Annotated in this window: 23 protein-coding genes; 10 read left to right on the forward strand and 13 right to left on the reverse strand. The window is 71.6% G+C overall.

All coding sequences use genetic code 11. From position 1 onward, the window contains the following. Positions 1 to 114: 114 nt before the first annotated feature. The 4 genes from ACFWI4_RS28805 to ACFWI4_RS28820 form a co-directional block, all read right to left on the reverse strand. A complete protein-coding gene (locus ACFWI4_RS28805) occupies positions 115 to 1,332 on the reverse strand; it encodes a M23 family metallopeptidase (RefSeq protein ID WP_387201857.1) in 1,218 nt (405 codons plus the stop codon). Continuing rightward, the gene (locus ACFWI4_RS28810) at positions 1,325 to 2,374 is read right to left on the reverse strand and encodes a hypothetical protein (RefSeq protein WP_387201860.1); all 1,050 of its coding nucleotides are present in this window, start codon (positions 2,372 to 2,374) and stop codon (positions 1,325 to 1,327) included. The genes ACFWI4_RS28805 and ACFWI4_RS28810 overlap by 8 nt, the downstream gene beginning before the upstream one ends. Then, entirely contained in the window at positions 2,371 to 3,093 is a 723-nt protein-coding gene (locus ACFWI4_RS28815; RefSeq protein ID WP_387201863.1) for a DUF5819 family protein, read from the reverse strand. Before ACFWI4_RS28815 ends, ACFWI4_RS28810 begins: the two co-directional genes overlap by 4 nt. Positions 3,094 to 3,437: 344 nt before the next feature. Continuing rightward, positions 3,438 to 3,815, reverse strand: coding sequence for a hypothetical protein (locus tag ACFWI4_RS28820; RefSeq protein WP_387201866.1), 378 nt, complete (start codon positions 3,813 to 3,815; stop codon positions 3,438 to 3,440). Positions 3,816 to 4,412: 597 nt separating this feature from the next. On the opposite strand from ACFWI4_RS28820, the gene ACFWI4_RS28825 reads away from it, so the two are divergent. Further along, complete coding sequence (locus tag ACFWI4_RS28825) at positions 4,413 to 4,853, forward strand: hypothetical protein (RefSeq protein WP_387201869.1); 441 nt, start codon at positions 4,413 to 4,415, stop codon at positions 4,851 to 4,853. Positions 4,854 to 4,906: 53 nt separating this feature from the next. Continuing rightward, positions 4,907 to 5,098, forward strand: coding sequence for a hypothetical protein (locus ACFWI4_RS28830; RefSeq protein WP_387201872.1), 192 nt, complete (start codon positions 4,907 to 4,909; stop codon positions 5,096 to 5,098). A gap of 49 nt (positions 5,099 to 5,147) precedes the next feature. Here the strand turns inward: ACFWI4_RS28830 and ACFWI4_RS28835 are convergent, their stop codons facing one another. The 3 genes from ACFWI4_RS28835 to ACFWI4_RS28845 form a co-directional block, all read right to left on the reverse strand. Next, positions 5,148 to 5,831 (reverse strand): response regulator, encoded by a 684-nt coding sequence (locus tag ACFWI4_RS28835; protein WP_387201875.1) that lies wholly within the window; start codon positions 5,829 to 5,831, stop codon positions 5,148 to 5,150. 12 nt (positions 5,832 to 5,843) lie between these two features. Beyond that, entirely contained in the window at positions 5,844 to 7,187 is a 1,344-nt protein-coding gene (locus ACFWI4_RS28840) for a histidine kinase (RefSeq protein ID WP_387201878.1), read from the reverse strand. A 124-nt stretch (positions 7,188 to 7,311) separates the two neighbouring features. Continuing rightward, entirely contained in the window at positions 7,312 to 9,642 is a 2,331-nt protein-coding gene (locus tag ACFWI4_RS28845; RefSeq protein WP_387201881.1) for an MMPL family transporter, read from the reverse strand. Positions 9,643 to 10,006: 364 nt separating this feature from the next. On the opposite strand from ACFWI4_RS28845, the gene ACFWI4_RS28850 reads away from it, so the two are divergent. Both ACFWI4_RS28850 and ACFWI4_RS28855 read left to right on the forward strand, forming a co-directional pair. Continuing rightward, entirely contained in the window at positions 10,007 to 12,079 is a 2,073-nt protein-coding gene (locus tag ACFWI4_RS28850) for a hypothetical protein (RefSeq protein WP_387201884.1), read from the forward strand. 261 nt (positions 12,080 to 12,340) lie between these two features. Beyond that, positions 12,341 to 13,318, forward strand: a complete 978-nt coding sequence (locus tag ACFWI4_RS28855) for a TolB family protein (protein WP_387201887.1) — start codon at positions 12,341 to 12,343, stop codon at positions 13,316 to 13,318. Positions 13,319 to 13,325: 7 nt separating this feature from the next. Here the strand turns inward: ACFWI4_RS28855 and ACFWI4_RS28860 are convergent, their stop codons facing one another. The 4 genes from ACFWI4_RS28860 to ACFWI4_RS28875 all read right to left on the reverse strand — a co-directional run bounded on the left by ACFWI4_RS28860 (position 13,326) and on the right by ACFWI4_RS28875 (position 16,858). Then, positions 13,326 to 13,913: a hypothetical protein gene (locus ACFWI4_RS28860; RefSeq protein ID WP_387201890.1), complete on the reverse strand. Its 588-nt coding sequence runs from the start codon at positions 13,911 to 13,913 to the stop codon at positions 13,326 to 13,328. A 96-nt stretch (positions 13,914 to 14,009) separates the two neighbouring features. Continuing rightward, positions 14,010 to 14,309 (reverse strand): hypothetical protein, encoded by a 300-nt coding sequence (locus ACFWI4_RS28865; protein ID WP_387201893.1) that lies wholly within the window; start codon positions 14,307 to 14,309, stop codon positions 14,010 to 14,012. Between the two features lie 246 nt (positions 14,310 to 14,555). After that, positions 14,556 to 15,440, reverse strand: a complete 885-nt coding sequence (locus ACFWI4_RS28870) for a calcium-binding protein (protein ID WP_387201895.1) — start codon at positions 15,438 to 15,440, stop codon at positions 14,556 to 14,558. A 185-nt stretch (positions 15,441 to 15,625) separates the two neighbouring features. Then, positions 15,626 to 16,858 (reverse strand): MFS transporter, encoded by a 1,233-nt coding sequence (locus tag ACFWI4_RS28875; protein ID WP_387201898.1) that lies wholly within the window; start codon positions 16,856 to 16,858, stop codon positions 15,626 to 15,628. A gap of 243 nt (positions 16,859 to 17,101) precedes the next feature. Here ACFWI4_RS28875 and ACFWI4_RS28880 point away from each other — a divergent pair, with 243 nt between their 5' ends. The 4 genes from ACFWI4_RS28880 to ACFWI4_RS28895 all read left to right on the forward strand — a co-directional run bounded on the left by ACFWI4_RS28880 (position 17,102) and on the right by ACFWI4_RS28895 (position 20,659). Next, positions 17,102 to 18,088: an ArsR/SmtB family transcription factor gene (locus ACFWI4_RS28880; protein ID WP_387201901.1), complete on the forward strand. Its 987-nt coding sequence runs from the start codon at positions 17,102 to 17,104 to the stop codon at positions 18,086 to 18,088. Positions 18,089 to 18,118: 30 nt separating this feature from the next. Then, complete coding sequence (locus ACFWI4_RS28885; protein WP_387201904.1) at positions 18,119 to 18,625, forward strand: glutathione peroxidase; 507 nt, start codon at positions 18,119 to 18,121, stop codon at positions 18,623 to 18,625. Positions 18,626 to 18,716: 91 nt separating this feature from the next. Continuing rightward, positions 18,717 to 19,565 (forward strand): MerR family transcriptional regulator, encoded by an 849-nt coding sequence (locus tag ACFWI4_RS28890; protein ID WP_387201907.1) that lies wholly within the window; start codon positions 18,717 to 18,719, stop codon positions 19,563 to 19,565. 158 nt (positions 19,566 to 19,723) lie between these two features. Continuing rightward, positions 19,724 to 20,659, forward strand: a complete 936-nt coding sequence (locus tag ACFWI4_RS28895; RefSeq protein ID WP_387201910.1) for an alpha/beta fold hydrolase — start codon at positions 19,724 to 19,726, stop codon at positions 20,657 to 20,659. A 46-nt stretch (positions 20,660 to 20,705) separates the two neighbouring features. On the opposite strand, the gene ACFWI4_RS28900 is transcribed toward ACFWI4_RS28895, so the two are convergent. Further along, positions 20,706 to 22,685 (reverse strand): MFS transporter, encoded by a 1,980-nt coding sequence (locus ACFWI4_RS28900; protein ID WP_387201913.1) that lies wholly within the window; start codon positions 22,683 to 22,685, stop codon positions 20,706 to 20,708. A 203-nt stretch (positions 22,686 to 22,888) separates the two neighbouring features. Beyond that, positions 22,889 to 25,669 (reverse strand): D-alanyl-D-alanine carboxypeptidase, encoded by a 2,781-nt coding sequence (locus ACFWI4_RS28905; RefSeq protein ID WP_387201916.1) that lies wholly within the window; start codon positions 25,667 to 25,669, stop codon positions 22,889 to 22,891. Positions 25,670 to 25,694: 25 nt separating this feature from the next. Between ACFWI4_RS28905 and ACFWI4_RS28910 the strand changes: the two genes are divergently transcribed. Together ACFWI4_RS28910 and ACFWI4_RS28915 are read left to right on the forward strand one after the other, a co-directional pair. Next, a complete protein-coding gene (locus tag ACFWI4_RS28910; protein WP_387201918.1) occupies positions 25,695 to 25,961 on the forward strand; it encodes a hypothetical protein in 267 nt (88 codons plus the stop codon). A 125-nt stretch (positions 25,962 to 26,086) separates the two neighbouring features. After that, entirely contained in the window at positions 26,087 to 26,842 is a 756-nt protein-coding gene (locus ACFWI4_RS28915) for a GPP34 family phosphoprotein (RefSeq protein ID WP_385395354.1), read from the forward strand. Positions 26,843 to 26,999 lie beyond the last annotated feature (157 nt).

Raw genomic sequence — 26,999 nt, forward strand, 5'->3', positions numbered from 1 at the left:
CGGAACTCGGCAGGGCAGGGCTAGGCAGGGCAGGGCTGGACGGCCCGCGGAGCTCGGCGGGCGGCGCGGCTGATCGGGCGCGCTGCCCGCCGTGGTGGTGAAGGAGGCCGAGGCCTACGTGCGCACGGTCCGGCCCCGGCACAGCGGGCCGCTGACGCCCGTGAACCGAAGATCGAGCCCGAGGCCGTCGCGTTCGGCGTGGATGTGCAGGTGGGGCTCCGTGCTGTTGCCGGAGTTGCCCACCTCGCCGAGCAGTTGCCCGGCGTGCACGGGATCGCCCGTCTTCACCGTCACGGTGCCGCGGCGCAGGTGGGCGAGCTTGACGATCTCGGCGCCGGTGTCGATGAACACGTGGTTCCCGTAGGGGGGTTGGTACCGGATCGTGCCGGGTTCCTGGTCGTCGAGGTGATCGGCGGCGGAGACGACCGTGCCGTCACAGGGGGCGTAAAGGCTCTGCCCGTACACGAGATAGCTCTCGTTCTCCCCGCGCAGGCCGGTGCCGCGTGCGCGCGCACCGCCCCGGCCGACCTGGATCACGTCCAGGGCGCCGCGCTGCTCGGCAAAGGACGCGTGATGGTTCAGGCGGGCCCCGCCGCCCTGCGCGATGTACCACTCCCCGTTCCGCAGGGGGAAGGTGAGAGGCCGGGACACGGCGGTCCCCCAGCGATGGCGGCGCGCCCGGAGCAGGAACCATCCGAAGCCGGCGAGCAGGGCCACGCCCACCACCGGTTCGGCCTCACCGCCGCCCGACGTGGGCAGCCCGGGCAGCCGGCAAGCGGAGGCAAGGGCCACCAGTGCGCCGGCTTCCACGGGCCGGCGTATCCACCACGGCAGCCGAGCCGGGCTCTGCCAGCCCTCCATGAGCAGGTAGCCGGCCGCGACGATGAGCAGACGGCCGCACCAGGCGATGCGGGAAGGGGCCTGCCAGCACGCGTCGATGCGGGCGGCGAGCAGCAGCACCCACACGGTCCACACCAGGGCGGCTCGCGCCCCGTGCGGGACGCGCAGCCGCGGCAAGCGGTACGGGCCCGGGGCGATCAGCAGCCCGTCGAGCACCTGGCCGTCGCGTGTGGTGGCGAAGGCGAGGGCACGCCCCCTGGTGCCTTCGATCACCAGCCCGTCGGGATGGTCCCGTACCCCGGTGATCTCGCCGACGCGTTCGCGGGTGCCGTCCAGGATCCGGTCGAGCCGCTCGCCTCCCACGGCGGCGACGACTCGCGGGGCGAGCACCTCCCGTTGTGCGCGCTCGGCGGTGAGGAACCTGAACAGCAGGTCGGCCGCCGGCTGTCCCGTGCGGCGGGGTTCCGCGGGTGTTCCCGCTTTCTCAGGCACCGGCCGCACCGTCCCCGTCCGCCGCCATCGCCACGGATGTCATGCCGCGCGCCGCCTGCAGGGACCTACCGTGCTGCGCGAGGCGGTCCTTGACGGACCGGTAGCGCCGCGCGATCGACCTGTAGTCCTCGTCGCGCAGGCACGTGCAGTCCGCGCCGATCATCAACAGCCCGAAGCACACCAGACCCATGCACGTCATGATGCCCAGGTGCATGCCCTCCAGGGCCAGGGTGTTGGCCTTCCGGACCCAGGAACGGGCGGACAGGATCGCGAAGGGCAACGCCAGCTCGATGAAGATCGTGAAGTAGCTGGTGGCGGTGGTGAGGAAGGCGTTGCTCATCAGGTGCGTGTACGTCGCCGACATCTGGAAGCCGGTGATGTGGCTGATGTAGTACATCGCCACGCCGTCCTGCCACACCTTGCCGGTGATCTTCCAGTAGCCGGCGGCGAAGTACAGCACGGCCGTCTGGAAGACGATCAGGAAGGCGGCGAGATTGTGCAGCACGGTGGACGTCGTCGGCTGCTCCAGCTCCCGCATCCTGGCTCTGCGCCGCTTCGCGCCGACGGCGAAGTAGGCGTTGGAGACGGTGAAGACCATGAAGAGGACGAGGATCTGGGCCAGGTTGTCGCCGCCTTCGAGCACGTCCTGGTTCCTGTTGTGCAGCGACCACATCAGCACGGCCTGCGCCAGGGTGAGGACACGGCCGCCGAAGATCATGAATCCGGCGGACACCAGGATCACGGCGTGAAAGACGATCTCGAACCAGACCGTGGAATGTCCCCACAGAAAGAGCGAGAAACCCCAGCGTGGCAGCGCGGACCTCGCCGTGGAGATCGAATTGTAGGACTCGGGCCCCCACAGGAAGCGCCGCTTCGAGTAGTCGGACAGGCAGTACAGGATGGTGGCGAAGCCGATGACGACGCGTAGCAGGGCCGTCCCGATCAGCCGGTGCTTCCGGGTGGCGAAGCGGAGTACGACGGCGTCCAGCCGCTCCGTGCCGGCCCCCCATCCCCTGCCCAGCAGGGCGATCGTGCCGCTCATCGTGCAACTCCCGGGACGTAGTCCATCCACGATGTCGCCAGAATTCCCTGCTGGTGCTCTTGGGGTCTGGGCACTTCGTACCGCTCCGAGAACGGAATGATGGGACGGTTCTTGAAGGTGGCCTGCACAGAGATGATCCGAGCGTTCGGATAGAGCGTCTTCGCCTGCGCGGAGAAGAAGCGCCGCATTTCTTCGAAGTCGGGCGCGAATTGCTTGTCGAGTATTTTTCGGGCGGCGTCGCGCCTGGCCGCCGGGAGCTTCTTGAATTTGACGGCGATTCCTGCGTAGCGATTGGCCGCCGCGTCGAATGCGAGGAGTACGCCGGGAAGCTTCGTCGGGTTCACCGGGAAATCGTGCGGCGATCTGTCAATGGCCTGCTCGATTTCGACAGGGCTCGACTCGACGACCTGGCCGGAGCCGGGAAGCTTCATCCGGGTCCGTAGGTATATGAGGTCGTCGCTGCTGCCGGGAGTGGGGCCGAAGAGCTGCCAGTCCTGCCAGAAGTACGGTTCCATGAAGGCCGTGACGGGTCCCTTGGCGCGGTCCTTCGCGGGGGATCCGGGCGCGTTGTACACCAGGCAGCACAAGCAGTAGACGGTCACGGCCGCCAGCGCCGTCAGCGCGCTGATCCGTACGTTCGCGGGAAGCGCCCCGCCCGCCGTCCGGGGTACGTCCTCTGCGGCGCGTGGGCGCGGGAGAACTCTCATCGCTGTCCACATCCAGGTTGATCGAAGTCAATGAGGGTGGTGGATACGCGTGAGACTGCGTGCCGGGGCGGGGCGCCCCGCCCCGGCACGGGGGAGATCGATCGGCATCGGTGGTGGCACGACACCGCACGTCACTTCGCACCACCGCTCGGGTGGTGGCTCACGTCACTCGGCATCGATGGTCGGTCGATGCCGCACGCCACGTCCTACCGCTGGTCAGGCGATGTCGTGGCGCTTCCCCCTGCGCCGGAGGTCAGCCGGCGCTGCAGGTCACGCGGCGTCGGTGGTCGTCCGACGCCATGGGATCGCACGGCTCCGCGCGTCACGCGAAGCCCCGGAACCGTCGACGCCTTCGCTCACTTGACGTCGTAGGCGGTGTCGCCCGGGATCACGCCGTGCAGTGTCTTGCCGCTGATGGCTGGACCGCCGCTGGAGGACGACGAGGACTCACTCGATGACGAGGAGTCGCTGGACGACTTCAGCTTGGTCGCCACCTTCACGGTGTACTCGGCGGTCTTCACGACGGTCGCCGCGGCCACGCTCTGGGCGATCGCGTGCAGGAACTGCGGCTGCACGCCCTTGCCTATGACCTGAGCGGTGGCGACCGAGTGCTGGGCCGCGGTCTTCTGGTGCGGCAGCGAGGCGGCCGACGCGCTGGAGGCGGTGAGCGCCGCGGTACCGCCCGCGGCGAGAGCCGCGATCACCGCGGCGGAAACGGCACGTTTGCCGTTCATGATGGATTCCTTTCGAGTACTGAATGCCGTCGGCGGCATGCGGCGTGACGCCGCGCTCCGACGGCAGTTCGCGGATGTCCGATGCCGGCCCCGCCGAGCAGAGCCCGGGGACCGGTCATTCTGCACATGTACAGAATCGATTCACAGACGAGTACGTACTCCACTCCGCCGTTAATCAGGGGCCTCGCGAAAGCCTTGATCAACCGGGAGTGCATTCATACTAACCACGGCCCGGCGGGGGACTCAACGAAATCCGTAGCCGTGAACCGGAGCGCATTACTCCACCCTCAGGCGAAGCTCAAGTAAATAAGGTTTCTTTACTCGCCGCGCGCTGCCGCGCCCCCGTAATTCGCGACAAACGCCCAGCTAGTCGAGCGGACATCCGCCACCCGCGAGCGGAACCGGGCATTGCCGCACTACACAATCTTTGCCATACGAGGGCGGTCCGGGCGCACATACGAGGCGTCACGCGCCCGCTGCGCCGGCAGGGCAGCCACACCGTCGTCCAGTGCAAGGAGTCGGCCGCGGGCTCGGCCGAGGCGTGGGTGCGGCGAAAAGGGCTTGCTGGTGACGATCTTCCTGCAGTGATACTGCGGCATGAGCAGAATGGCGCAGGTCATCGTGTTGGCGAAGTACGCGGACGAGGTCATGGAGCCCCTGACCCGTCCCGACGAGTCGCGCAGCTGGTACGGCCACTTCGAACCCCTCGACCTGTTCGTCGGCGGATGGGTCATCGAGTTCAACCGTGTGGGAGCACGCTCCGGGCTCCTGAAGCATCTCGAATCGCTTCCGTGGCCCGACCCGGGGCATGTACAGGTGCTGATCCATGACGAGGAGGACGACTGCTTCGGCCTGTGGATGATCCATGACGGCAGGCTGGTGGAAGTACCTCTCCCGCGCACCCAGCGGTTCCACTCCCAGGCTCCACACGCCGAGGACTACCCGCCGAGTCCGGGGTATCTGTGGCGGACCGACGCGGACATCAGTGTCCCGGCGGACCTCTCGACGGAACGTCAAGATCCGCGACCGGCTTGGTAGCGCCAGAGCCGACGGATCCTTCTGCGACGCCTGGTGCGGATTACAGTCGTCGGATGAACATCCAGGAGCCGGTGGACTGCGCGTTCTGTATGGAGACCACCGATGTCGGCCACTCCGGCGACGGCGTCACCCTGGCGATCACGCGGGCCGGAGAGCAGAGCACACAGTTCGTCTGGGCCCATGTGAGCTGCCTGGACGGGCGACTTCACCGGCACATCACCCGAGGCCCCTGGCTCGACGACTAGAAACGCCTGCCCGAAGACCCGGCAGAGCCGTGGTGCGTTACGTCCACCATCAACGGGTGGCGGGTGGGCCGGACTGGACGAGGCCCGACTGGTAGGCCGCGACGACGAGTTGGGCCCGGTCGCGGGCGTGGAGCTTGGTCATGGCGCGTTGGACGTGGGTGCGGACGGTCAATGGGCTGAGGAACAGCTCGTCGGCGATGTCGGTGTTGGACAGGCCCCGCGCGGCCATGATCATCACTTCTCGTTCGCGTGCGGTGAGGGAACCGAGCTGCTCCGGCAGCTCCGTGCCGGCGGCCGGCTCGGGTGTGACCAGGAAGCGGCTCACGAGCATCTTGGTGGCCGCCGGGGACAGCAGCGCGTCGCCGGCTGCGACGGTGCGGATCGCGTCGAGGAGCGCTTCGGCCGTGACGTCCTTGCCGAGGAACCCGCTCGCTCCGGCACGCAGCGCCCGGGCCACGTACTCGTCGGTCTCGAACGTGGTGAGGATCAGGATGCGTACGGGGGCGAGGGCGGGGTCGGCGCAGATGGCGGTCGTGGCGGCCAGGCCGTCGGTGCCGGGCATGCGGATGTCCATGACCACGACGTCGGGCCGGAGCGTCCCGGCGAGGGTGACGGCCTCCGCGCCGTCGGACGCCTCACCGACGACCTCCAGATCGCCGGCGGAGTCGATCAGGATGCGGAAGGTGTCCCTGAGGAGGGCGTGATCGTCGGCGAGGAGCACTCGAATGGTCATGGGGTTCCCGGATCAGAAGTGGAGGGGCAGCTCGGCGAGGACCGTGTAGCCGCCGTCGGGGCGGGGGCCCGCGGTGAACCGGCCTCCGGTGGAGAGGGCGCGTTCGCGCATGCTGATGAGTCCGAACCCGGAGTTCGCCGGCCTCGGGGCGGCCGGGCCAGGGTTCTTCGGAGCCGACGGGGTCGTGGGGGTGGTCGGGGTGGTCGGGGTGGTCGAGGCCGCCCGGGCCGAGGCGGCCGTCGGACCTGCTGCCGAGGCAGCCCTCGCCGTCCGGGCCGTCGGAGCTGACGGAGACGCAGGGGCCGTAGGGGTCGTAGAGGCCGGATGTCCTCGTTCGTTGCTGATCTCGATCTTCAGCACCTCGTCCGTATAGGTCAGCGCCACCTGTGCCGTACGGGTACCAGCGTGCTTGGAGACGTTGGTGAGTGCCTCCTGGATGATCCGGAAGGCGGTCAGGTCCACGGCGGGCGAGAGCGGCCGGGGCTCTCCCCCGGTCGTCACCGCGACCTCGATCCCCGTGGTCGCGAGGGCCGCCACCATGGCGGGGAGTTGTTCGAGTTTCGGGGCCGGCTGGAGGGGTGAGTCGGAGTCCTCGGGGCGGCGCAGCAGCCCCACCGTCGCCTTCAGTTCGCGCAGGGCGGTGGCGGTCGTGCCGCTCAGGCCGGTGAGCAGCCGCTCCGCCTGTTCGGGGTCGTTGCGGACGAGGTGCGCGGCGGTGGCCGCCTGCGCGTTGGCCAGGGTGAGATGGTGGGCCACGACGTCGTGGAGCTCGCGCGCGATGCGTACGCGTTCCTCCGCCACCCGGCGCAGCGCCTCCTCCTCCCGGGTGTGTTCCGCGTGTTCGGCACGGGCCCGCAGCGAGTCGGTGAACGCGCGGCGCAGCCGGAGGGCCGAGCCCCAGGCGACGGGGAAGAGCAGGGTCAGAGCCGGGTTCAGCGTCACGATGATGAAGCTGGCGTTGCGGGGCGCCTGAAGGATCGCGACGGGGACCATGAGCGCAATCACGCCGAGACCGAAGAGGTGGGCGGTCCGGCGCTCGTCGAGGAGCGCGAGCCAGAACAGCGCCACCACGACGGGGGCGAGCAGCAGCATGGTGGTGAGGTAGCCGAAGCTCACCGCGGCGATGGCGCAGGCACCTGTGACGACGACGACCGGACGAGGGTGGGTCCGCCGCCACAGCAGGGCGGTCGTGGCGACGACGCCGACGACCAGCCCCGGCCACCAGGGGATCGGTTCGCCCATGTACCAGGTACCGAGAAAGCTCGCCGAGACCACGCAGGCGAGCACGCAGGTGATCAGCACGGCGTCCATGACGCGCGGGTGATCGAGAGCGAAACGGCGGGCGGTGCTGGGCATCGCGGTCTCCGGTTGCGGTGGCTGTCGGCTCCATGGTGGGGCATCCGCCGGTGGGTGGGGCATCCGCCGGTGCGGGCGGGTGAGGGCCGCTCGACGTCGCCGGCGGCCCTCACCCTGGGTGTGCTCAGATCCCGGCGGTCTCCCGTGACCGCTCGGAGGGCTGCGCCCCGGGGGTGTCGCCGTGGGCGGTCGCCTCGGCTTCGACGTCGGCGCCGGTGAGTGCCTTGCCTTCGACGTCGGCGCGGGTGAGCGCCTCGCCCTCGATGTCGACGCGGGGGAGCACGCGGTCCAGCCATCGGGGCAGCCACCAGGCCCGGTGGCCGAGGAGGGCCAGGACCGCCGGTACGAAGGCCATGCGCACGACGAAGGCGTCGAAGAGGACGGCGATGGCGAGTCCGAAGCCGATCATCTTGATCATCGATTCGCCGGCGGTGACGAAGCCGGAGAACACGCTCATCATGATCAGTGCCGCTGCGACGACGACGCGGGCGCTGTGGCCGAATCCGGTGACCATGGCGCGGCCCGGGCTCTGTCCGTGGACGTACGCCTCGCGCATGCGGGACACGAGGAACACCTGGTAGTCCATGGCCAGGCCGAAGACGATGCCGACGAGGAAGATCGGCATCATGCTCATGATCGGGCCGGTCTGTTCGACGCCGAGGAGGTCGGCCGCCCAGCCCCACTGGAACACCGCGACGACCGCGCCGAGCGAGGCCAGGACGGACAGGAGGAATCCGACGGCCGCCTTGACCGGCACCACGAGGGAGCGGAAGACGACGAGCAGGAGCAGGAAGGCGAGCCCGACGACGACGGCCAGGTAGGGAATCAGCGCGCTCTGCATCTTCTGCGCGACGTCGATGTTGGCCGCCGTCGTCCCGGTGACCTGGAACGTCGCGTCGGTGGCCGATTCAAGACCCGCGCGCTCGCCCCGGATGGTGTGGACGAGGTTCTCCGTCTGCTTGCTGGTGGGCGAGGTGGACGGCGTGGCGGAGACGATCGCGGTGTCCCCGGCCTGGTTGAAGCGGGGCTCGGACACGGACACGACGCCGTCCGTCGCGGCGATCTTCTTCACGATGGTGTTCACCGCCCCGGTCGCGTCGGGGGCGCCCTGGGCGTCGACCACGATGGTCAGCGGGCCGTTGAAGCCGGGGCCGAAACCCTTCGCGAGGTCGTCGTAGGCACGGCGTTCGGTGGTGGAGGTGGGCTTGGCCTCGTCGCCGGACATGCCCAGCTGGAGATCGGCCACGGGCAGGGCGAGCGCTCCGAGTCCGACGACGGACAGCAGGAGGACGGGGAGGGGGCGACGCAGCACGAAGCGGGCCCACCTCGATTCCCTGGGACCGGCCCCCGCACCGGGACCGGCCGCCGCGCCGGAGACGCTGGCCGCCCCCGTGGACGTGGCCGCCCCGGCGCCACGGCTCTTGCGGATCCGGCGGTGCAGAGCCCGGGGCAGGACCGCGTCCGGCCAGAACCCGAGCAGCGCGGGAACCAGGGTCAGCGCGATGACCACGGACAGCAGGACCGCTCCGGCGGCCGCGAGCCCCATCTTGGTCAGCATGGGGACACCGACGATCGACAGTCCCGCGAGGGCGACGACGACGGTGAGTCCGGCGAAGACGACGGCGGAACCGGCCGTACCGGTGGCCCGGCCCGCCGCTTCCAGCGAGGTGTGCCCCTTGCCCCGCTCCTCCCGGTACCGGGAGACGATGAACATCGCGTAGTCGATCCCGACCGCGAGTCCCAGCATCGTGGCCAGGGTCCCCGTCGAGGACGACAGGCCGAAGGCGCTGCTCAGGGCCAGGATGGCCATCATGCTGGTGGCCACGCCGATGACGGCGGTCAGCAGGGGCAGTCCGGCCGCGGCCATGGATCCGAAGGTCACCAGCAGGACGAGCGCGGCCACCAGCACGCCCGCCGCCTCCCCGATACCGCCCGCCTCCGTCTGCGCGGCGACGGCGTCGCCGCCGGACTCGACGGTGAGACCGGCCTTCCTCGCGTCGCCCAGCGCCCGCTGGAGCTCGGTCCTGCTGCCGTCGGAGAGGTCCTTGCCCGTCACCTTGTAGGTGACCGTCGCGTAGGCGGTGGTCCCGTCCTCGCTGACGGCGTTCGCCCGGAACGGGTCCACCGCGCTCGCGACCTGGCCGCCGGCCGCGGCCTCCGCGACCGTCTTCTCGATGGCCTCGCGGTTGCCGGCGGCCGTCACCTTCTGTCCGTCAGGCGCGACGAAGACGATCCGCGCGCCGGCCCCGTCCGCGGCGGCTCCGGGGAAACGCTGGGCGATGAGGTCGAAGGCCTTCTGGGATTCGATCCCCGGCATCGACGAGGAATCGTCGGAGCCGGCGGCCGCGGTGAGGCCCTTGAAGCCGACGACGGCCACGACGGCCACCCACAGCAACAGGACCCAGCGGCGCTTCCGGAAGGCCGACCGGCCCAGCCGGTAGAGGAAGGACGTCATGACAGGGGATCTCCACATCTGGTCTCGGGAATCTTCCACAAGACTCCTGGACCGGCGCGGTTCCGTCGTCGTGCGCCTGCTGGCAGTCCGGCGTACTGCACACGCACTACTCGGCTCCCGGATCCACGCCCGAGGGAGGACCGAGGTCCCCGGTGTCCGTCCCGGGTCGGGGCCGCGGCGGGCCGGATTCACAGGAAAATGAAGCCAGACTCACAGGTGAATTCCGGCCATCCGGAAGGTAAAGTCCGACCACCTTCTCGAAGTAAGAACGTCCCTTACCGTTCACCTACCGGATCGTGATCACCCGACCGCGCCCGTCAGCAGGTGCACGCTCAAGGATGTTGAAACGCCTGGAGCCCGCGAAGTGTCAGCATCAAACCTGCCCGCTCGCCTGCGCGTCGCAGCCGGCCGCCTCCTCCTGCCCACGGTGCTCGCATCGTCGTTCGCCGGACAGGCGGTGGGCGCCCTCCTCCCCGCCGTCCCCCTGCTGGTGGCCTCCACCGTCGTGGGACTGGCGGCGGACTTCACCATGCACCGCTGGCAGCCGAGTACGGCCGCCACCCTCGGCAAGCTGCACGCCACCGTGTTCGTGCGCCAGGTCGTCCGGGACCTGCTGCTGGTGGCCGGCCTGATCCGCATCGAGGACCAGGACTACGAGACGAAGTACCTGGCCCTCATCTGCGGTCTGATGCTCTTCTACGCCCTGCACTTCTCGTGCCAGGCGCTCGCGATCATGGTCCGCCGCACCCGCACCCTGCCCGTGGTGACCCGGAACGTCGACGCGTCGGCCCTGGGGCTGAGCGCCGCTCCCCCGGCCCTGCTCATGCAACGCTCCGGGCAGCGGCTCCTCCTGTTCTCCCTGCCCTCGATGGCCGGTCTGCTGACCGACGCGGCCGGCGCCTCGGCCTGGTGGGCCGCCGCGGGCATCGCGGTGTCCGCGGTCCTCGGCGCGGTGGCCGTCGGCACACTGGCGCTGCGGCTGCTGCCGGGACGCCGGCCGGTGTCGGACGAGCAGGCGCTGGAGTGGTTCGAGCAGTGGCTCGCGGACTACCGGCCCACGGTGGGCATGTACTTCTCCGGCGGCACGAGTTCGGCGTACCAGGCGAACATGTGGCTGGAGCCGCTGGCCCGGATCGAGGGCCGTCCGCTGATCGTGCTGCGCGAGCGCTTCATGGTGAAGCAGATCGCCTCCACCGACATCCCGGTCGTGTGCCTGCCGAAAGTCGCCGATCTGATGCGCCTGGAGCAGTCCACGCTGCAGATGCTGATCCACCCCTCGAACTCGGGCAAGACCTCGCAGGTGCTGCGCATCCCCACCATCAAGCACGCCTTCGTCAACCACGGCGAGAGCGACAAGCTGTCCAGCTGCAACCCGTACGCGAAGGCGTACGACGAGGTGTGGGTGGCCGGTCCCGCGGCGCGCGAGCGGTACGCCCTGGCGAACGTGGGCGTCGACGACAAGGACGTCGTGGAGATCGGGCGCCCGCAGCTCGACGCGATCGAGCCGCACACCGGTGCGCCCGCCGGCCCGTACACCACGGTCCTCTACGCCCCCACCTGGGAGGGCTGGGACGGCAACCCGGGCAACACCTCGATCATCGAGGCCGGCGAGAACATCGTCCGCGCCCTGCTGGCCGACCCGAAGGTCCGGCTCCTGTACAAGCCGCACCCGCTGACCGGCTCGGTCATTCCCCGGGCGGGCGCCGCCGACCTCCGCATCCAGGAGATGATCCGCGCCGCGAACGCCCTGCGGGCCACGGAGCACGCCGCCGAGCGGCCGGCTCCCTCCGCCGCGGCGGACCTGGCCGCCAGGACCGCCGAACTGGACCGGCTGACCACGTCCTCGTTCCGGGCGAGCGCGGACGACGCGGAGCGGATGCTGCTCGAGACCGTCCCCGAGCCGGGGCGCGGGGCCGCCGTGGCCGCCGCGACCGCCGCCTGGGAGGCCGCGCACTGGGCCTCGTTCCCCGCGTGGGAGCACCAGGTCGTCATCGGGGCGCGCCCGACCGTCTACGCCTGCTTCAACGCCGCCGACGTACTGGTCAGCGATGTCTCCAGTGTCATCTCCGACTATCTGGCGAGCGAGAAGCCGTACGCCGTCACGAACACCAGCGGTCTTCCCGAGCAGGAGTTCCGCGACACCTTCCCCACGGTCAGGGCGGGTGCCGTCCTGACTCCCGACGCCTCCGGCGTACCCGCGCTGCTCGAAGCCGTGCGGCAGCCCGAGAAGGACCCGTACGCCCTGGCCCGCGCCGAGCTCAAGCTGCATCTGCTGGGCCCGTCCGACCCGCCGTCCGTCGTCCGCTTCAACGACGCCGCCCGTGATCTGTGCGCGGCGGCCGACCAGCGCCGGGCGGCCACGACGGGGGCGCTCGCGGCGATCCCGAGCCAGCGGGACGCGAGCACGGTGCTGGAGAGCGAGAGCGTCAAGGGCTGAGGCACCGGGCGCGTACGACGCTGTCCCACGGGGCGGTCCGCAGCGGCGGCCGCTCCGTGGGGCGCGGGGAGAGCCGCGGCCCGGTGGGGTCCCGTGGGCTATTACGCGGCTGTGACGGCGAACGCACAGATCCGTCGCTCTGCGTTGGAAGACTTCCCTCATCGCGAAGGGCGGCAAGTCGAGCGGACCGGCTCCGGTCCCGGCGGGCGGTTCCCGCGCGACTCTCTCCGCAGCGCCGTACACATCTCTGGGGGAACCTCGATGTCCGCTCGTAACCGTCGGAGCACCGCAGCCGCCGTCACCGCGGGAGCCGCCGCACTGCTCGCCCTCTGCGGCGCGGCCGCCAACGCGATGGCCGCTCCGGCCTCCGCCGGCGGCGCCAGGGCCGGCGCCGCGATGGTGGCCGCCGCCACCTCCGCCCACACCCTCACCGTGCCCAGGGGACTGACCATCAGCGACGGCACGCGCCACGTCCTGGTGAACGGCCGGTCGATCGACTTCGGCACCGTCGTCCGTGACCTGGCCTGGAACCCCAGCGGCAGCAAGGCCGCGTTCATCGACGGGCACGGCAACCTCGTCGTCTCCGACCCGGACGGCAGCCACCGCGTCACCGTCGCCGCCAACCCCGGCACCCAGACCTGGTCCCACCCCACCTGGCAGGTGGCCGCCGCCGACCGGCAGAACCAGATCCCCGCGAAGAACAACCTCATCTTCTCGGCCAAGATCCACGGCAGGACCGTCCTGGAGAAGGTCAAGGCCACCAGTAACCACGGCACGCCGGCCAAGATCAGCCTGAACGGCGAGCCGGGCGAGGGCGGCGTCCCGCAGACCGACAACACCTGGCCGAACGCGGGCGGCAACTACGGCATGGCCGTCTACGCGAACACCCACGACGGCGAGGTCTACATCCGCGACGACTACCTGCGCCAGCAGGGCCACTCGCTGGCCAAGGGGTCCGAGCCCGCGCTCTCCCCCGACAACGAGGACGTCGTCTTCGTCCGCTCCGTGCACGGACACGACCACCTCTTCGTCGAGGAGTTCGGCAACTCCGGCCCGGTCGTCAAGGACGTCACCCCGCACGCCACCACCGACTACACCGAGCCCGCCTGGTCGCCGAACAGCAAGACCATCGCCTTCCGGGCCCCGAACGGCACCTACACCATCACCAGGACCTCCCACGGTTTCGGAGCGCCCGTGAAGGTCTCCTCGCACACCGGGCTGCCCGCCTACCGGGGCTGACCGCCCGCTACCGCGGCCGGCCGTCGCCCGGCCGGCCGCCGGAACGGGCCAGTTCGGCCCGGAGCTCCTCCAGATGCTGGTCGGCCGTGTCGTGCGGCAGGTACTCGACCACGTCGAGGAAGCGGAACAGGACCTGTGTCCTGGTGACGGCGAACTCGTAGTCGCCGTAGCCCACCACGGCACCCATCTCTCCACGGACGGCACCCCGGACGACATGCGCGGTCATGTCGTCCGGGGTTTCGGCCGTCAGCCCCCGGCGCGCGTTGGGCCGTGCCAGATACGGGCAGACCATCGAGGCGTAGAGCATGCACGCGCGATGACCCGGGGCCTCCAGGGTCGCCGCCATGTTCCGGTACGGCCGCCCGGCGGCGAGCGCCTCGCCGATCGCCGCGCTCTCCGCGGCACCGACCACCCGCCACACGGGACCCCTGGGTATCAGGGTGTTGCACACCGAGCACAGCCGCTGCCGCGCGCACTCGGCGCTGCGCTCGTAGTCGGTGAGCGCGAACTGGGGCTGCTCGCCCTCCCACGGGGTGATGGCGGGCACGGGATAACCGCGGCTGTCACGGGGACGGACCTCGACGGTGGCCGGCATGGGAACGGAATCGAATCGCACACCCCATGGTGAACCAGGCACCGGCCCGCCGTCACGACAACCGCGCTCCGCCGCGTTTCTCCCGACGGCAGGGTCCTACGCGGCGCCGCTGATGTCCGGGGCGATGTAGCGGCGGTGGAGCGGGTTGAAGGAGACGTCGGGTTCGCCGGGGAGGCCGGCCTTCTGGATGGCGGGGGCGAGGCGCTCGGCGAAGAAGGCCTCGAACGCCTGCTGGGACTCCCAGACGTCGGTGACGTGCAGGCCCTGCGCGTCGAACCAGGCCACGTGCATCTGTCCGCCGGCCGCCGGGATCTCCTCCCACCGGACGGCGTCCCGCACCGTGTCGTACTGCTCCGGTGTGGCTTCCGCCCAGTGCATCGACATCACGATTGCCATGTCCGGCTCCCTGTTGCTCGTAGTGGTGACGCCGCTCTCGGACCAGCAAACAGGCACGCGCCGCCGCTCACATCTCCACGGCGGCCAAAGGCGTGCCCCCGCCGGTACCGGGCACCGGGATCGTTCCACCCGCCGGGCCACGCCGGACAGAGCGTGCGGGGGCACACCGGCGCCCGGGGAGACCCTCGTACGCTCGCGTCGGGCCCTCCGCTCCGGCGTGGCCCGGGGACCGGGTGCCGGCCCCGGTCAGTTCTGGTAGACGCGGTCCGAACCCGGGCCGCCCGAGAGGGTGTCCGCGCCGGAGCCGCCGTGGAGCAGGTCGTTGCCGCTGTTGCCGTAGATCTTGTCGTTGCCCGGGCCGCCGTAGAGGCGGTCGTTGCCGCGGCCGCCCTGGATCAGGTCGGCGCCCGCGTTGCCGTAGATCGTGTCGTTGCCGTCGTCGCCGTACAGGCCGTTGTCCTGGTCGACGTAGCTGCCGTCGGCCTCGCTCACACCGCCGCTCAGGACGTCGTTGCCCGAGCCGCCGTGGCAGGTGTAGCCGCAGGAGGTGAGGGTGTCGTTGCCCGCGCCGCCGAACGCGCCCTCGCCGTAGGCGCCGCCGCCTCCGGACAGGTGGTCGTTGCCGTCCTGGCCGTAGAGGACGTCACGGCCGTGGCCGGTGAGGGTGTCGTTGCCGGTCCCCCCGTAGATGCGGGAGTAGCCGCGGTTGCCGGGGTCCACGGTCGCGGTGTCGTTCCCGTCCCCCAGGCTGACGATCAGGGTGTCGAGGTCGGAGGCGGAGGTGTTCGGCTCGGTGACCGTGCAGACCGCCTGGGTGGTGTCCCCGGAGGCGGGGCGGACGCAGCCCGCGCCGAGGGAGATCCGCACGGTGTCGTCGAACGTGTAGATGTAGTCGGAGAGTTGGGAGTCGGGGTCGGTCGCGCCGAGAGCCCAGGAGATCTTCAGGTGGTTCGTCTGGCCGGCGGCTGCCGTGTAGTAGAGCTTCTGGCCGGTGGAGACCGCGGTGGCGCTCCTGGTGGTCGCGGCGGTCGCGGCGTTCGCCGCCGGGGCCACGACGGCCGCGGACACGGCGGCCGTGGCGGCGGCCAGCGCCAGCAGTCTCGGAAGGGCGGTGGTACGACGACTGGACATGGTTCCCCCTCGTTGGGTTCGTGCGGCTCGGCGGCCCCGGCGGTCAGGCGTACGTGCCGTTCCGGGGCCGTGGACTCCCACTGGCGCGCTCCGGACGTTCACGCCGGGAACACGTGCGCAGGCATCCCGTTCGACACCCCCAGGGGAGGGGTAGTTGTGAGCCGAGTCGTACAACTTTCCCTGGTTCAGGGAGAGTTCACCTCCGATTGTCGTCCATGTGCCGTGGACGGCTCCGGGTGTTGGTCCTCGGGGGACGCGGTGCGGTGGCGGAGCAGTGCGGGGGCCAGGGTCAGCGTCACGGCGACCGAGGCGGCGGCCATCACCGTCATCGCCGTGGCGGGCGTGACGAGTTGGGCGATCCCGCCGGCCAGGGCCGCGCTCACGCCCTGCATGGTGATCATGCCCGCCGTGTGGAGGCCGAGGCCGTGGCCGCTGAGTTCGTCGGGGATCAGGGCCACCAGGCGTTCCTGCTGGATCAGGCTCGACCCGAAGCCGACCGAGGCGAGGGCGGCGAGCGCGGCCGCCACGGCCACGCCGGGACGCAGGACGAAGAAGAGGTACGGGGTCGCGAGGAGCAGCAGGAACGGGATGCCCAGGCGGGCCCGGATCCGGGGCGGCAGCAGGCGCCCGGTCGTCACGTCCCCGGCGAACATGCCGAGGGCCGCGAAGGCGAACAGGACGCCGGCCCGGCTCGGGGCGTACGACACGTACAGCGACTCGCAGCCGACGACCAGCCCGTTCGGCACCCAGAGCAGGAGATAGAGGGTGCGGCGCTCCGGGGAGGCGAAGAGGCGGGCGTTGGCCCGCCAGGTCCGGGCGACGGACGGGCGGCCGAGGGCCCGGGGCGCCCGGGGCGTGAGGCCGAACCGGGCGGTCACGGCCGCCGCCAGATACAGTCCGGCCGCCAGCAGGAGCGTGGAGCGCGGGGAGAGCAGGGCGACGAGGAGGCCACCGGTCGCGTACCCGGTGATCTGGGCGATCCCGCTCATCATGTTGAACACCGAACGCCCCAGCAGATACCCCTCCTTGGCGAGGATCTCGGTCAGCAGGCCCCACTGGACCCCGCCGCCGAAGGACTGGACGAGCCCGAGGAACAGGAGCAGCGCGAAGACCGCCCCCACCGGGAGACCGGGGATCGCCATGGCCGCCGTACCGAGCCCGAAGAGGAACGAGATGCCCGCCGTCGTGGCGCGCGGGGGCAGCCGGTCGGCGGCCGAGAGCAGGGTGGACGCGCCGATCACCTGGACCAGGGAGGGGCCGAACATGCTCAGCGCGGTGAGCAGCGGCGAGCCGGTCGCCCGGTACACGAGGGTGCCGAGGGCCAGACCGCTCACCGTCGAGGCGGTGGTCCGGAAACAGGAGGACAGGAACAGCGGGGTGAACTCCCGCGTGCGGAAGAGCTCGGAGTAGCTGCGCATCCGCGGAGTCTGCGGGGGCGCACGGGCGGCCGATACTGTTTCGCACAGGAACGAAACGTCCGGTGACACGAGCCGGGGGCGGGCCGGCAGGCCAGGCAGGTTAGGCAGGCCAGGCAGGCCGAGGACAACCAGGCAGGCTGGCCGGAGACAGGCAAGGCGCCCCGGCCGGGACAAGCCGGCCGGGGACAGGCAAGCCAAGGGCAGGCAGGCCGGCGGCCGGGAATCAAGGGCGAGGGGGCGGGCGTGGGCTGGTGGCAGGTGAACGCCGACACCCTGGCCGGGAGCCGTTTCGTGCTGTCACCGCTCGCGGAGATGTTCGCCGCCCTGAGACTGCTGCACGTCGGCACCGCCGCGCACCCCGGTGAACGCGCCTGGCTGGACGCCCATCTGCCGGCGTACCGCGCCCGGCTCGCCGCCGACCCGGTCACCGCGCTGCTCGTGCGCTGCGGGCTCGGCCGGGAGTGGATCGCCGACTTCCTCACCCCGACCCCGTACGGCGACGAGACCTTCGAGGCCGAGGTCGCCCGGGTGCGGGAGGTCCCGCCCGGGGCGGCCCGCGGCCATCTCGTCCGCGCGGTGGGCGGTCCGCTGCCCGCCGCGCTCGCGGACCGCGACGACCTGCCGGAGCGGGCCGCCGCACTGTTCACCGCCGTCTGGGAGGAGTCCGTACGCCCCGACTGGGAGCGGCGGAGGCGGATCCTGGAGGCCGATGTGGTGGCGCGGACCGCGCGGCTCGGCCAGGGCGGCTGGGCGGCGGCGCTGGACGGGCTGCGGCCCGGCACGCGCTGGCTCGGCGACAACCGCCTCCAGGTCAACCTGCACGAGTACCCGCCGCGCGAGATCTCCGGCGCCCAGCTCCTCTTCGTGCCCGTCACGCCGACGGCCGGATGGGTGTCCTGGGAGGAGCCCGCCCGGTACGCCGTGGTCTACCCGTGCTCGGGGGCGCTGGCCGACACGGCGGGCGCGGTCGTGCCCGAGAGCCTCGGGGCGCTGCTCGGGACGGCCAGGGCCGGGGTCCTGGTCCGTCTCGACTCGCCCCTGTCCACCAGCCAGCTGGTCGCCGTGACCGGGCAGGGCCTCGGATCGGTCGGCCGCCATCTGCGGGTGCTCCTCGACGCCCGGCTGGTGGAGCGGCGGCGGGCGGGACGGTCGGTGCTCTACTCGCGGACGGCGGCCGGTGAGGTGCTTGTCACAGCGCAGGGCCACCGGCGGACCGACGGGACCGGCTGAGGCGCCACCTACCGGAGTTAGCATCCGCTTATGACTACTGACAACACCGCTTCCTCCGTGCTCGACGTCGAGATCGGGGCCCTCCAGGGGGGCTCCGCCGCCCTGTCCCAGTACGCGGGCAAGGCCGTCCTCATCGTGAACGTGGCCTCCAAGTGCGGGCTGACCCCGCAGTACGCGGGTCTTGAGCGACTGCACGCCCGGTACGCCGACCAGGGCTTCACCGTCCTCGGCGTGCCCTGCAACCAGTTCCTCGGCCAGGAGCCCGGCAGCTCCGAGGAGATCGCCGAGTTCTGCTCCGCGACCTACGGCGTGACCTTCCCGATGACCGAGAAGGTCGAGGTGAACGGTGACGCGCGGCACGGGCTGTACGAGCGTCTGACGGGCACCGCCGACGCCGAGGGCCACTCCGGCGACATCCGCTGGAACTTCGAGAAGTTCCTGATCGGGCGCGACGGCACGGTCGTCGGCCGCTTCTCGCCGCAGACCGAGCCGGAGGCCGCCGAGCTGGTCTCCGCGGTCGAGAAGGCGATCGGCTGACACCTCGCCCCTGGCGTTGACCTTGCCCCTGGGGCAAGGGGGAGCGTCCCTGTCACCGGGCGGAAGGCGCCCGGTGACGGAGGATGACAGGGTGGACGAGGATCTGCTCACGATCGGCGCGTTCGCCTCGCGGGCGCGGCTCTCGGCGAAGGCGCTGCGGCTGTACGACCGGCTGGGGCTGCTGACCCCGGCGTACGTCGACGCGGTCAGCGGCTACCGCTACTACCGCGCCGGGCAGACCGAACGGGCCCGGCTCGTCGCGCTGCTGCGCCAGCTGGACATGCCGCTGGCGCGGATCGCGGACGTGGTGGAGGCGCCGGGTCCGCGGGCGGCCTCGCTGCTCGCCGCGTACTGGGACGACGCCGAGGCGCGGTTCGCCTCGCAGCGGGCGCTCGCCGGTTACCTCCGTGGACGTCTTTCCGGGAGGAGTTCCGAGATGTACGAGAAGTTCGCCGTCGAGACCGCCGAGGTGCCCGAGCAGGTCGTGCTGACCGAGAGGCGGCACGTCCTGGCGCCCGAGCTGCCGGTGTGGATCCCCGGCTCGCTGGGACGGCTGGAGCAGGGCGCGGGCGAGGCCGGGGGCGTCACCGGGCCGCCGTTCGTCGTCTACCACGCCGAGGTCGGCATGGAGAGCGACGGCCCCGCGGAGGCGTGCGTGCCGGTCGCCGACGAGGCCGCGGCACGGGCCTGGGCGGAGCGGCAGGGCCGGGCCACCGGGGCCGGGGTGCGGGTCGAACCGGCCCGGCGCATCGCCTTCACCCGCATCACCAAGGCCCAGGTCGCCCATCCGCAGATCCTCGCCGCGTTCGAGGCGGTCGAGGTCTGGGCCGGCGAGCGGGGGCTGTCCGTCGACGGCCCCTGCCGGGAGATCTACTTCGCCGACTGGGACGCGGCCGGTCCCGGCGACCCGGTGTGCGACGTGGCGTTCCCCGTGAGGTGAGGTGAGCTGAGGCGAGGGTGCGGCGTGGCCCGGGTGCCGCGCCGCGCCCACCTTCGTGTGGTGCAGCGCCCACCTTCGTGTGACATTGCGGGCACCGCACCCGGGAGCCGTGTACGAGTTGGGAGTTTCGGTGGTCTCGTCCCTCTCGGGAGTTCGCTGTGCCTTCTGTCGCTTCCTCGGTCCCCGTTCTCGCCCCCGTGCCGGGAGGCGGGGCGTCCACGGAAGTGGCGGAGTACCGGCTCTCGTGGGAGGGCTACGGGTACACCGCACGGGTCGCCCGCCACGGCTCCCCCGTCACGGAGCCGCTGCTGGTGCTCGGCGGGTCCGACCAGACCCGGTACTCGTGGATGCGGCACGAGCGCCGGCTCGGTGAACTCGGGACCGTGGTGACGGTGGATCTGCCCGGGTTCGGGGACGCGGACTTCCTGCCGGCCGAGCACGGGATCGACTTCCTGGCCGAGTGCGCGGGCCATCTGCTGCGCGAGCTGGGGCTCGGCCCGGTGAACCTGTACGCCGGGTGCTACGGCGGGGCGGTCGGGCTCCGGCTGGCCCAGCGGTATCCGCGGCTGCTGCGCAGGATCGCCGTCCAGGGGATGTCGGACCACATCCCGCGCTGGTTCGCCGAGGCGCTCGTGGGCTGGGTCGAGCTCCTGGAGCAGGGGCGCGTGGAGGAGACCGCCGAGGAGTTCGTCCGGTGCTTCGTGCCGCCGCCCGGCGACCGCACCGTACGCAAGCACGCCGCCCTGACCCGGCTGATGTACCAGCAGTTCGCGGCGCAGAGCCCGCACGACGTCACCGTGACCGTCGAGCGGAACCGGCGGCTGCTGGCCCACGAGTGGTACCGGCGGGCGCCCGTTCCCGCCGTCCCGTACCTGGTGTTCACCGGCGAGCACGACACGCTCACCACGCCCGACATGGTCCGCTCGGTGGCGGCGGACCTGCCGGGCGCGTGGTTCACCACGATCAGGGAGTGCGGCCATCTGGCCCATCTCCAGCGGCCCCAGGACTTCTGCGATCTGCTCGTCCGCTTCTTCCGCGACGGGCGGCCGCAGGACGCGGGCCTGCCCTACTGCGGGCCCTTCGAGCGGTTCTAGGGCCTGTCCGCGTTGTCGGACAGGCCCTCGGGTGCGGGGCGGGGGCTCAGCGCAGTTCCTCCGGGCACGGGGTTCCCCGGGGGAGCTGGTAGGGGGCCGCGAGCCGGTAGGTGCCCGGCTTCGGGGCGAGCAGCTCCGTCCAGGTGTCGCCCGCCGCGGTCTCCTCCGTCGGCATCAGACAGCCGTTGAGGTTGTCGTACGTCCTCGGGGTGCCGTTCGCGCGGTGCTTGGAGGCCTTCGTCTCCTGGGGCGCCTTGAGGCTCTTGCCCTTCTCGTCGACGACGCTCAGCCACGGCGAGTACGGGATGCGGATGAGGATGCGGCCCGCCTCCTTCACCTCGATGGTCATCTCGCCCTGCTCGGCCAGGTCGACGACGGCGTGCGGCTCGGCCAGCGGGGTGGGGTCGGTGACCGTGAAGAGCTGCCAGTTGGCGTCGCCCCAGATCTGCCGGAGGTAGGGCATGCCCCGCTGGACGAGCTCGCGTTCACGCTGGCCGCCGTCGCCGTCCGGTTCGCCCTTGGGCAGCACGACGTAGCGGATGGCCCAGCGCTGGAGCCACTCGTGGTAGTTCGCGGAGTTGAGCGTGTCGTCGTAGAAGAGCGGGTTGCGCTCCATGTCGGCCTGCCGGTTCCAGCCCCGGGCGAGGTTCACGTACGGGGCGAGGGCGGACGCCTCGCGGTGCGAGCGGGCGGGGACCACCTCGACGCGGCCCTTCTCGGCGTCCGCGAGCTGGAGCTGGTGGACGAGCGGGGCCAGCTCGCGCGCCCAGGAGGCCGCCGGGGTCGTGTGCACGATGTCGTCGACGGTCTTGACGCCGATCCACCCGGTGAACACGGCGAAGGACAGGACGATGCCGTACCACTTGCGGGACTTCGGCGCGGTGAAGGGCAGCGCGGCGATCAGGGCGACGCCCGCGAACAGCATGGCCAGGCGGGTGATGTTCGACCCGATCTGGGAGCTGATCAGCCAGACGAGGAGCACGGACAGCCCGTACACCGCCGCCGTGATCCGCACGGTCGTCCACTCCTTGGGGACCAGCAGGTAGACCGCGGCGGCGGACCCGAACGGCAGGAGGACCGAGAAGAACGTCATCGGCTGGGTGCCGGAGAACGGGAACAGCAGGGCCGAGAGCGCGACCACGACCGTCGGGGCGATGCCGAGGGCGTAGGCGCCGGGGCGGCGCTTCTGGAGGAACAGGGACACGGCCAGCAGGCCCACGAACAGTCCGGCGACCGGCGAGGCCGCCGTCGCGAGCGCGGCCAGCGGCGCCGCGCACAGGGCCTTCGCCCAGCGTTTGTAGCGCCAGCGGTGGGGCCAGCAGAAGACGACGGCGACGGCGCCGAGCGCGAACGCCGTGCCGAGGCCGTAGGTCACCCGGCCCGAGATTGCGTTGCAGAGCAGCGCGAAGACACCCGCGAGCGAGGTGGCGACCGGGTTACGGACGGCCCGGCTGCGGACCAGGATCAGCGTCAGCAGACCGGCCGAGATCGTCCCGGCGATCATCATCGTCGTCCGGACGCCGAGCACCGACATCAGATACGGCGACACCACGCTGTAGGAGACGGGGTGCATACCGCCGTACCAGGCGAGGTTGTACGCGGAGTCCGGGTGGCGGCCGACGAACTCCGCCCACGCGTCCTGGGCCGCCAGGTCTCCACCACTGTTCGCGAACGTGAAGAACCACACGATGTGGAGCACGCCGGCGAAGACGGTGAAGGAGAGGACGGGGTAGCGGCGGAAGAGGCCGAGGAACCTGGCGCCGGCCGTCCGGGCGGGCGGGGCCGGCTCGGCCGGCCGTCCCGACGGGGAGGGCTCGGCGGGCTCGGTCGTTCGGGTGGGCTCGGCGGGCTGGTCGGTCCGGGCCGGCCCGGTGCCGCCGGGCTTCGGGGCGGGGTCACCGCCGTGGTCCGTGTCCGTCCCTACGTCGCGGACCGCCCCGCGGGTGCCCGCGTGCAGCGGTATTCGCGGGCCCGTTCCCTGGCCCGCGTCCGCGTCGTCGGCGTGTGTCGGCTCCGCTGTCGCCACTGCAAGGTTCTCCCGCTGTCCCGTTGGTCCGTTCTGGGCCGGGACCCGCGGCTCGCGAGCAGCCCCGATTAGCGCGACGCTAGCACGCACACCGCCGGACGGCCCCCGTATGGGGCGCCGTCCGGCGGAGTGTGGTGCGGGTGACTCCGCCCGCCGTACGTCGGCGGTGCGTGCGCGCCTACGTCACCGGTGCGCGCGGCGGCTCAGCCGACGCGGGTCAGCTTCGCGCCGAAGCCGGGCTCGGCCAGGTCCGACTGGAGCGCGACGGGGATCCGTACGGCCTCGCTGGAACCGTCGCCGACCCTCAGCTCGCCGACGACCGTGCCCGCCTTGCCGGTGTGCGGCACGGCCGACTTGCCCTGACCGATGCTCAGCCGGGTCTTGAGGCCCGGCCAGCCGATCGCCGTCATGTTCTTGGTGGCGACGACCGGGGTCCTGCCGCCGAGCTGGTCGTCCACGTACCCGACGACCTGGCCCTTCTTCACCACGGTGGCGGTGACCAGGCTCTTCTGGACCTTGTCGATCAGCTTCTGGCTGTTGGTGATCGCCAGCTGGAGGCTGTCCCAGACCTTGCCGGTGCCGGCGTTCTGGTTCATCACCGCGCCGTAGACGGTCTGCGTCCTACCGTCCACGACCTTGGTCGCGGCCCACACCAGGTTGCCGCCGGCGGGCGTCGACGAACCGGTCTTCAGACCGATCACGCCGACCTGCTTCACCAGCAGGTCGTTGTTGTTGTAGATCGTGCCGGGCAGCCCGGGGATGTCCGCCTTGGCCATGCCGACGACACTGCGGAACACGTCGTTCTTCATGACCTGCTTGGCCAGCTTGACCTGGTCGGTGGCCGTGCTGACCGTCGTCTTCTGCAGACCGCTCGGGTCCGTGTACGTGGTGTTCGTCATGCCGAGGTCCTTGGCCGCGGTGTTCATCTTGGCGACGAACGTCTTGGCGTCGGAGTCCCAGCGGGCCAGCAGCCGCGCCACGTTGTTGCCCGAGGGGATCATCAGCATCTGGAGCATCTGGCGCTCGGTGAACTGCTGGCCCTTCGACATCGCCGCCGTCGACTCGTCCGGGAGCTTCGACTCGTCCTCGGCCTGCTGGTCGACGGTGATCTTCTCGCCTTCCTCGTTCCCCTTCAGCGGGTGCTCCTGAAGGATCACGTACGCGGTCATGATCTTGGCGACGCTCGCCGTGGGAGCGGGGGCCTGCTTGCCGTCGGTGCCGAGGCTGCCCACGCCGTCCACCTCGATCGCGGACTGGCCCTGCCCGGGCCAGGGCAGGTCGAGGGTGCCGCCGCCGAAGGTGTACGTGCTGTCGGCGCTGAGCGCGAGGGACGCGGCCGGCAGCGGACGGAAGGCCTGCGCGACTGCAAAGATCACCAGGACCAGCAGGACCAGCGGCGTCCAGATCTTGACCCGCCGCACGAGGGTGCGGACCGGGGTCTGCGGGGGCGGCGGGGTGTTGGTCAGCTCGGCGAGCAGATCCAGCGGCGGCTTGGGCGGAAGCGGCAGCTGGGTGGTGCGCTCCGGACCGACCTGCGGGATCGCCGCGGTGGCCGCCGCGGGCTTGTCGAAGGCCTTGGGGGCGGACGCGGGCGCGACCCCCCACGACGGCTTCGGCTTCGACGCGGGGTCCGGCGCGGCGGGGCGCTTCGGCTCCGCGGGAGCGGGCTTCGCGGCCGGCGCTGCCGACGCGGCCGCGGCACCGGGCTCCGGCTTCGCGGCGGGCTCGGGCTTCCGGGCCGGCTCGGGCTTGGCGGCGGGTTCGGGCGCGGGCTTCGTACGCGCCGGAGGGAAGTCGTCGAGCCGGTTGAGCGGCACGAACTTGCTGGTGCGCACGGGGGTGCCCGCGGACGTGCCCTTCGGCTCGTCCTTCGGCTCGTCCTCCGGCTCGCCTTCCGGCCGGCCGGCGGGCTTCCGGGTGGCACCGCCCAGCTTGAGCATGGTGGTGGGCTGGTCCACGGCCGGGCGCCGCGGGGTCTTGAAGACGGCGGTGGGCTGATCGACGACGGGGCGCTCGGGGGCGGAGTCCTCGTCGGCCTCCGTGTCCGGGGTCTCACCGTCGACCGCGTCCGAGGGCTCGGCGTCGGAAGGTCCGGCGTCGGAGGGCTCGGCGTCCGCGGGTTCGTCGGACACCGCGTCAGGGGTCCCGGCGGCGGGGGACGCTTCGGGCTCGTCCTCGGGTGCGGCGTCCTGCGGCTCGTCCTCGGCCGCGGAGGCGGAGGCGGAGGCGGGTTCGTCCTCGTCGCCCTCGTCGTCGGCGTCGTCCGCGGGCGTCTCGGCGGCGGCCTCGGGCTCGCGGCCGGACAGGGACGCGGACTCGGACCCGGAGTCCTTGTCGGCGCCCGCGTCGGTGCCGGCGTCCGCGTCGGTGTCGATATCGATGTCGCGGTCGGAGTCCGCGTCGGAGTCGGGACCGGCGGCGGGTTCGGCGGCCTCCTCGTCCGTGCCGGACGTCTCCCCGGACGCCTCGGGGCCCTCGGGCTCCCCGGACGCCCCGGACGTGCCCTCCGACGCCGTGGAGGCCCCGGAGGCACCCGTTCCCTCACCGGGCTCGTCGGCGGCGGCCACAGCGGGCTCCACGCCGTCCGCGGAGTCGTCCGCGTCACCGTCGACGGAGTCGTCGGCCGAGTCGGCGGCGGAGTCGTCCGAGCCGGCGTCGTCGCCACCTCCGGTCCCGGTCCCGCCCTCGGAGCCCGCGTCGGCCCCGGAGCCGGTGCCCGCGTCGGACCCGGCCGAGTCCGACGGCTCGGGCTCGTCCGATCCGGCGACCCACGCGGCCACCGCCGCGCGCAGCCGTGTGTCGCCCTCGGCGTTCTTGCCCCCGGACGCGCCGTCGCCGTCGGCGGACTCGGAGGCACGCTCCGGCTCCGCCGTGAGGGGGGCGTCTGCCGCACGGGCCGCCTCGCCCTTCAGCGCCTTCGTCGAGAACACAGCCGTCGCCTGATCCACCCGTACCGTGGCGGCCCGCTCACGGGCCATCGCCATCCGGGGATCGGCCGAAGCCGTGCTCTTGGCCGACGCCGACGAAGCGGACGGCGCCGAAGCGGACGCCACCGCGCCCGACCGCGCCGGACCCGGAACCGCCGCCGGGGCCTCCGGCGTCGCTTCTGCCGACGACGCCGACGACTCGTGCTGCTTCGACCTGTCGGGGGACTCGCCCGCCACCGATGCCTCCTCCATGCGGCGCACGCCCTCCGCGCGCCGAAAACGAACCGTCAAACCCTTGAACCGCCGCCCGGACACCGCTGCCCGAACCATGTACCAGTGTCCTGTGTGAGGGCTCGACCCTTGCGGTAGACGAGAACGACATACCTGCCGGTTCCCTCATATTCCGGTCACGCGCTCTCGACAGACCAATGTGAGAGGGGTCACCCTGTCATTCATCCACGCGGGGAGGCATGGATGGGCAAGAGCCGCAGAACAATTCCGGAGGAGCTTCTGCTGCTGGCGTTGGACCCGGCCACGGGTACCACCGCGCAGCCGCAGTCGCTCGACCTCGGTCTGGCCGGAGCGCAGCTAGTGGAGCTGGCGCTGGCCGGACGGATAGCCCCAGACGGGGATCGTATCGCCGTGGTGGTGCCACGGCCGACCGGAGATCCAACACTGGACTGTGCGTTGGAACTCCTTCGCCGCCGCGGGGCACCCGTACGCGCGGTCAACTGGATCGGCGGACCCCGCCTGGGGCTCCGTCAGACCTACCTCTCTCATCTGGAGAGGTGCGGCATGGTCCATGCCGTGGCCGGCCAGATGTGCGGGGTCCTTCCGACGACTCGCTACCAGGCGACGGACACGGACATCAGCCGGGAGATCCGAACCCGGCTGGACAACGCGATCCGCACCGGCGTACCGCCGGACCCGCGGACCGCGGCGCTCGCCGCACTGGCCCACGCGGTCGGTCTCGGCAAGCACCTGTATCCGGGGAACGAGGGACGATCGTCCCGGTCCCGGCTGCGGGACCTGATCAGGCACGACCCCATGGGCGGCCTCGTGGCGCACGCCGTGATGGACGTCCAGAGCGGTGTGGCCGCACAGCCGCGCCGCAACCCGGCACCGGTGGGCCGTCCGGCCACCGCCGGCGTCAGGTCCGCACCGGAGACCGCTCGCGGTGTTCCGGCGCAACCGCGCCATGGTTCGATGGCGCGCGCCGTGGCGCACTGAGCCGCGGGCCCGAGACGGCCCGCTTCGGTCACCACCGGCAGCACCCTCGGCGGACAGCACCCGCACCGCCGGCATCCGCACCGCCAGCACGTCCCGCACCGCCGGCACACGCACCGCCAGCACCGCCAGCACCGCCAGCACCACCGTGAGACACCAG

Source organism: Streptomyces sp. NPDC127038 (genome assembly GCF_042725875.1).
Lineage (GTDB): Bacteria > Actinomycetota > Actinomycetes > Streptomycetales > Streptomycetaceae > Streptomyces.

Coding starts and splice junctions, on each gene's coding strand:
- ACFWI4_RS28810 (WP_387201860.1), bottom strand. CDS start 2,374: ATGAGCGGCACGATCGCCCTGCTGGGCAGGGGATGGGGGGCCGGCACG.
- ACFWI4_RS28815 (WP_387201863.1), bottom strand. CDS start 3,093: ATGTGGACAGCGATGAGAGTTCTCCCGCGCCCACGCGCCGCAGAGGAC.
- ACFWI4_RS28820 (WP_387201866.1), bottom strand. CDS start 3,815: ATGAACGGCAAACGTGCCGTTTCCGCCGCGGTGATCGCGGCTCTCGCC.
- ACFWI4_RS28825 (WP_387201869.1), top strand. CDS start 4,413: ATGAGCAGAATGGCGCAGGTCATCGTGTTGGCGAAGTACGCGGACGAG.
- ACFWI4_RS28830 (WP_387201872.1), top strand. CDS start 4,907: ATGAACATCCAGGAGCCGGTGGACTGCGCGTTCTGTATGGAGACCACC.
- ACFWI4_RS28835 (WP_387201875.1), bottom strand. CDS start 5,831: ATGACCATTCGAGTGCTCCTCGCCGACGATCACGCCCTCCTCAGGGAC.
- ACFWI4_RS28840 (WP_387201878.1), bottom strand. CDS start 7,187: ATGCCCAGCACCGCCCGCCGTTTCGCTCTCGATCACCCGCGCGTCATG.
- ACFWI4_RS28845 (WP_387201881.1), bottom strand. CDS start 9,642: ATGACGTCCTTCCTCTACCGGCTGGGCCGGTCGGCCTTCCGGAAGCGC.
- ACFWI4_RS28855 (WP_387201887.1), top strand. CDS start 12,341: ATGTCCGCTCGTAACCGTCGGAGCACCGCAGCCGCCGTCACCGCGGGA.
- ACFWI4_RS28860 (WP_387201890.1), bottom strand. CDS start 13,913: ATGCCGGCCACCGTCGAGGTCCGTCCCCGTGACAGCCGCGGTTATCCC.
- ACFWI4_RS28865 (WP_387201893.1), bottom strand. CDS start 14,309: ATGGCAATCGTGATGTCGATGCACTGGGCGGAAGCCACACCGGAGCAG.
- ACFWI4_RS28870 (WP_387201895.1), bottom strand. CDS start 15,440: ATGTCCAGTCGTCGTACCACCGCCCTTCCGAGACTGCTGGCGCTGGCC.
- ACFWI4_RS28875 (WP_387201898.1), bottom strand. CDS start 16,858: ATGCGCAGCTACTCCGAGCTCTTCCGCACGCGGGAGTTCACCCCGCTG.
- ACFWI4_RS28885 (WP_387201904.1), top strand. CDS start 18,119: ATGACTACTGACAACACCGCTTCCTCCGTGCTCGACGTCGAGATCGGG.
- ACFWI4_RS28905 (WP_387201916.1), bottom strand. CDS start 25,669: ATGGCGATGGCCCGTGAGCGGGCCGCCACGGTACGGGTGGATCAGGCG.
- ACFWI4_RS28915 (WP_385395354.1), top strand. CDS start 26,087: ATGGGCAAGAGCCGCAGAACAATTCCGGAGGAGCTTCTGCTGCTGGCG.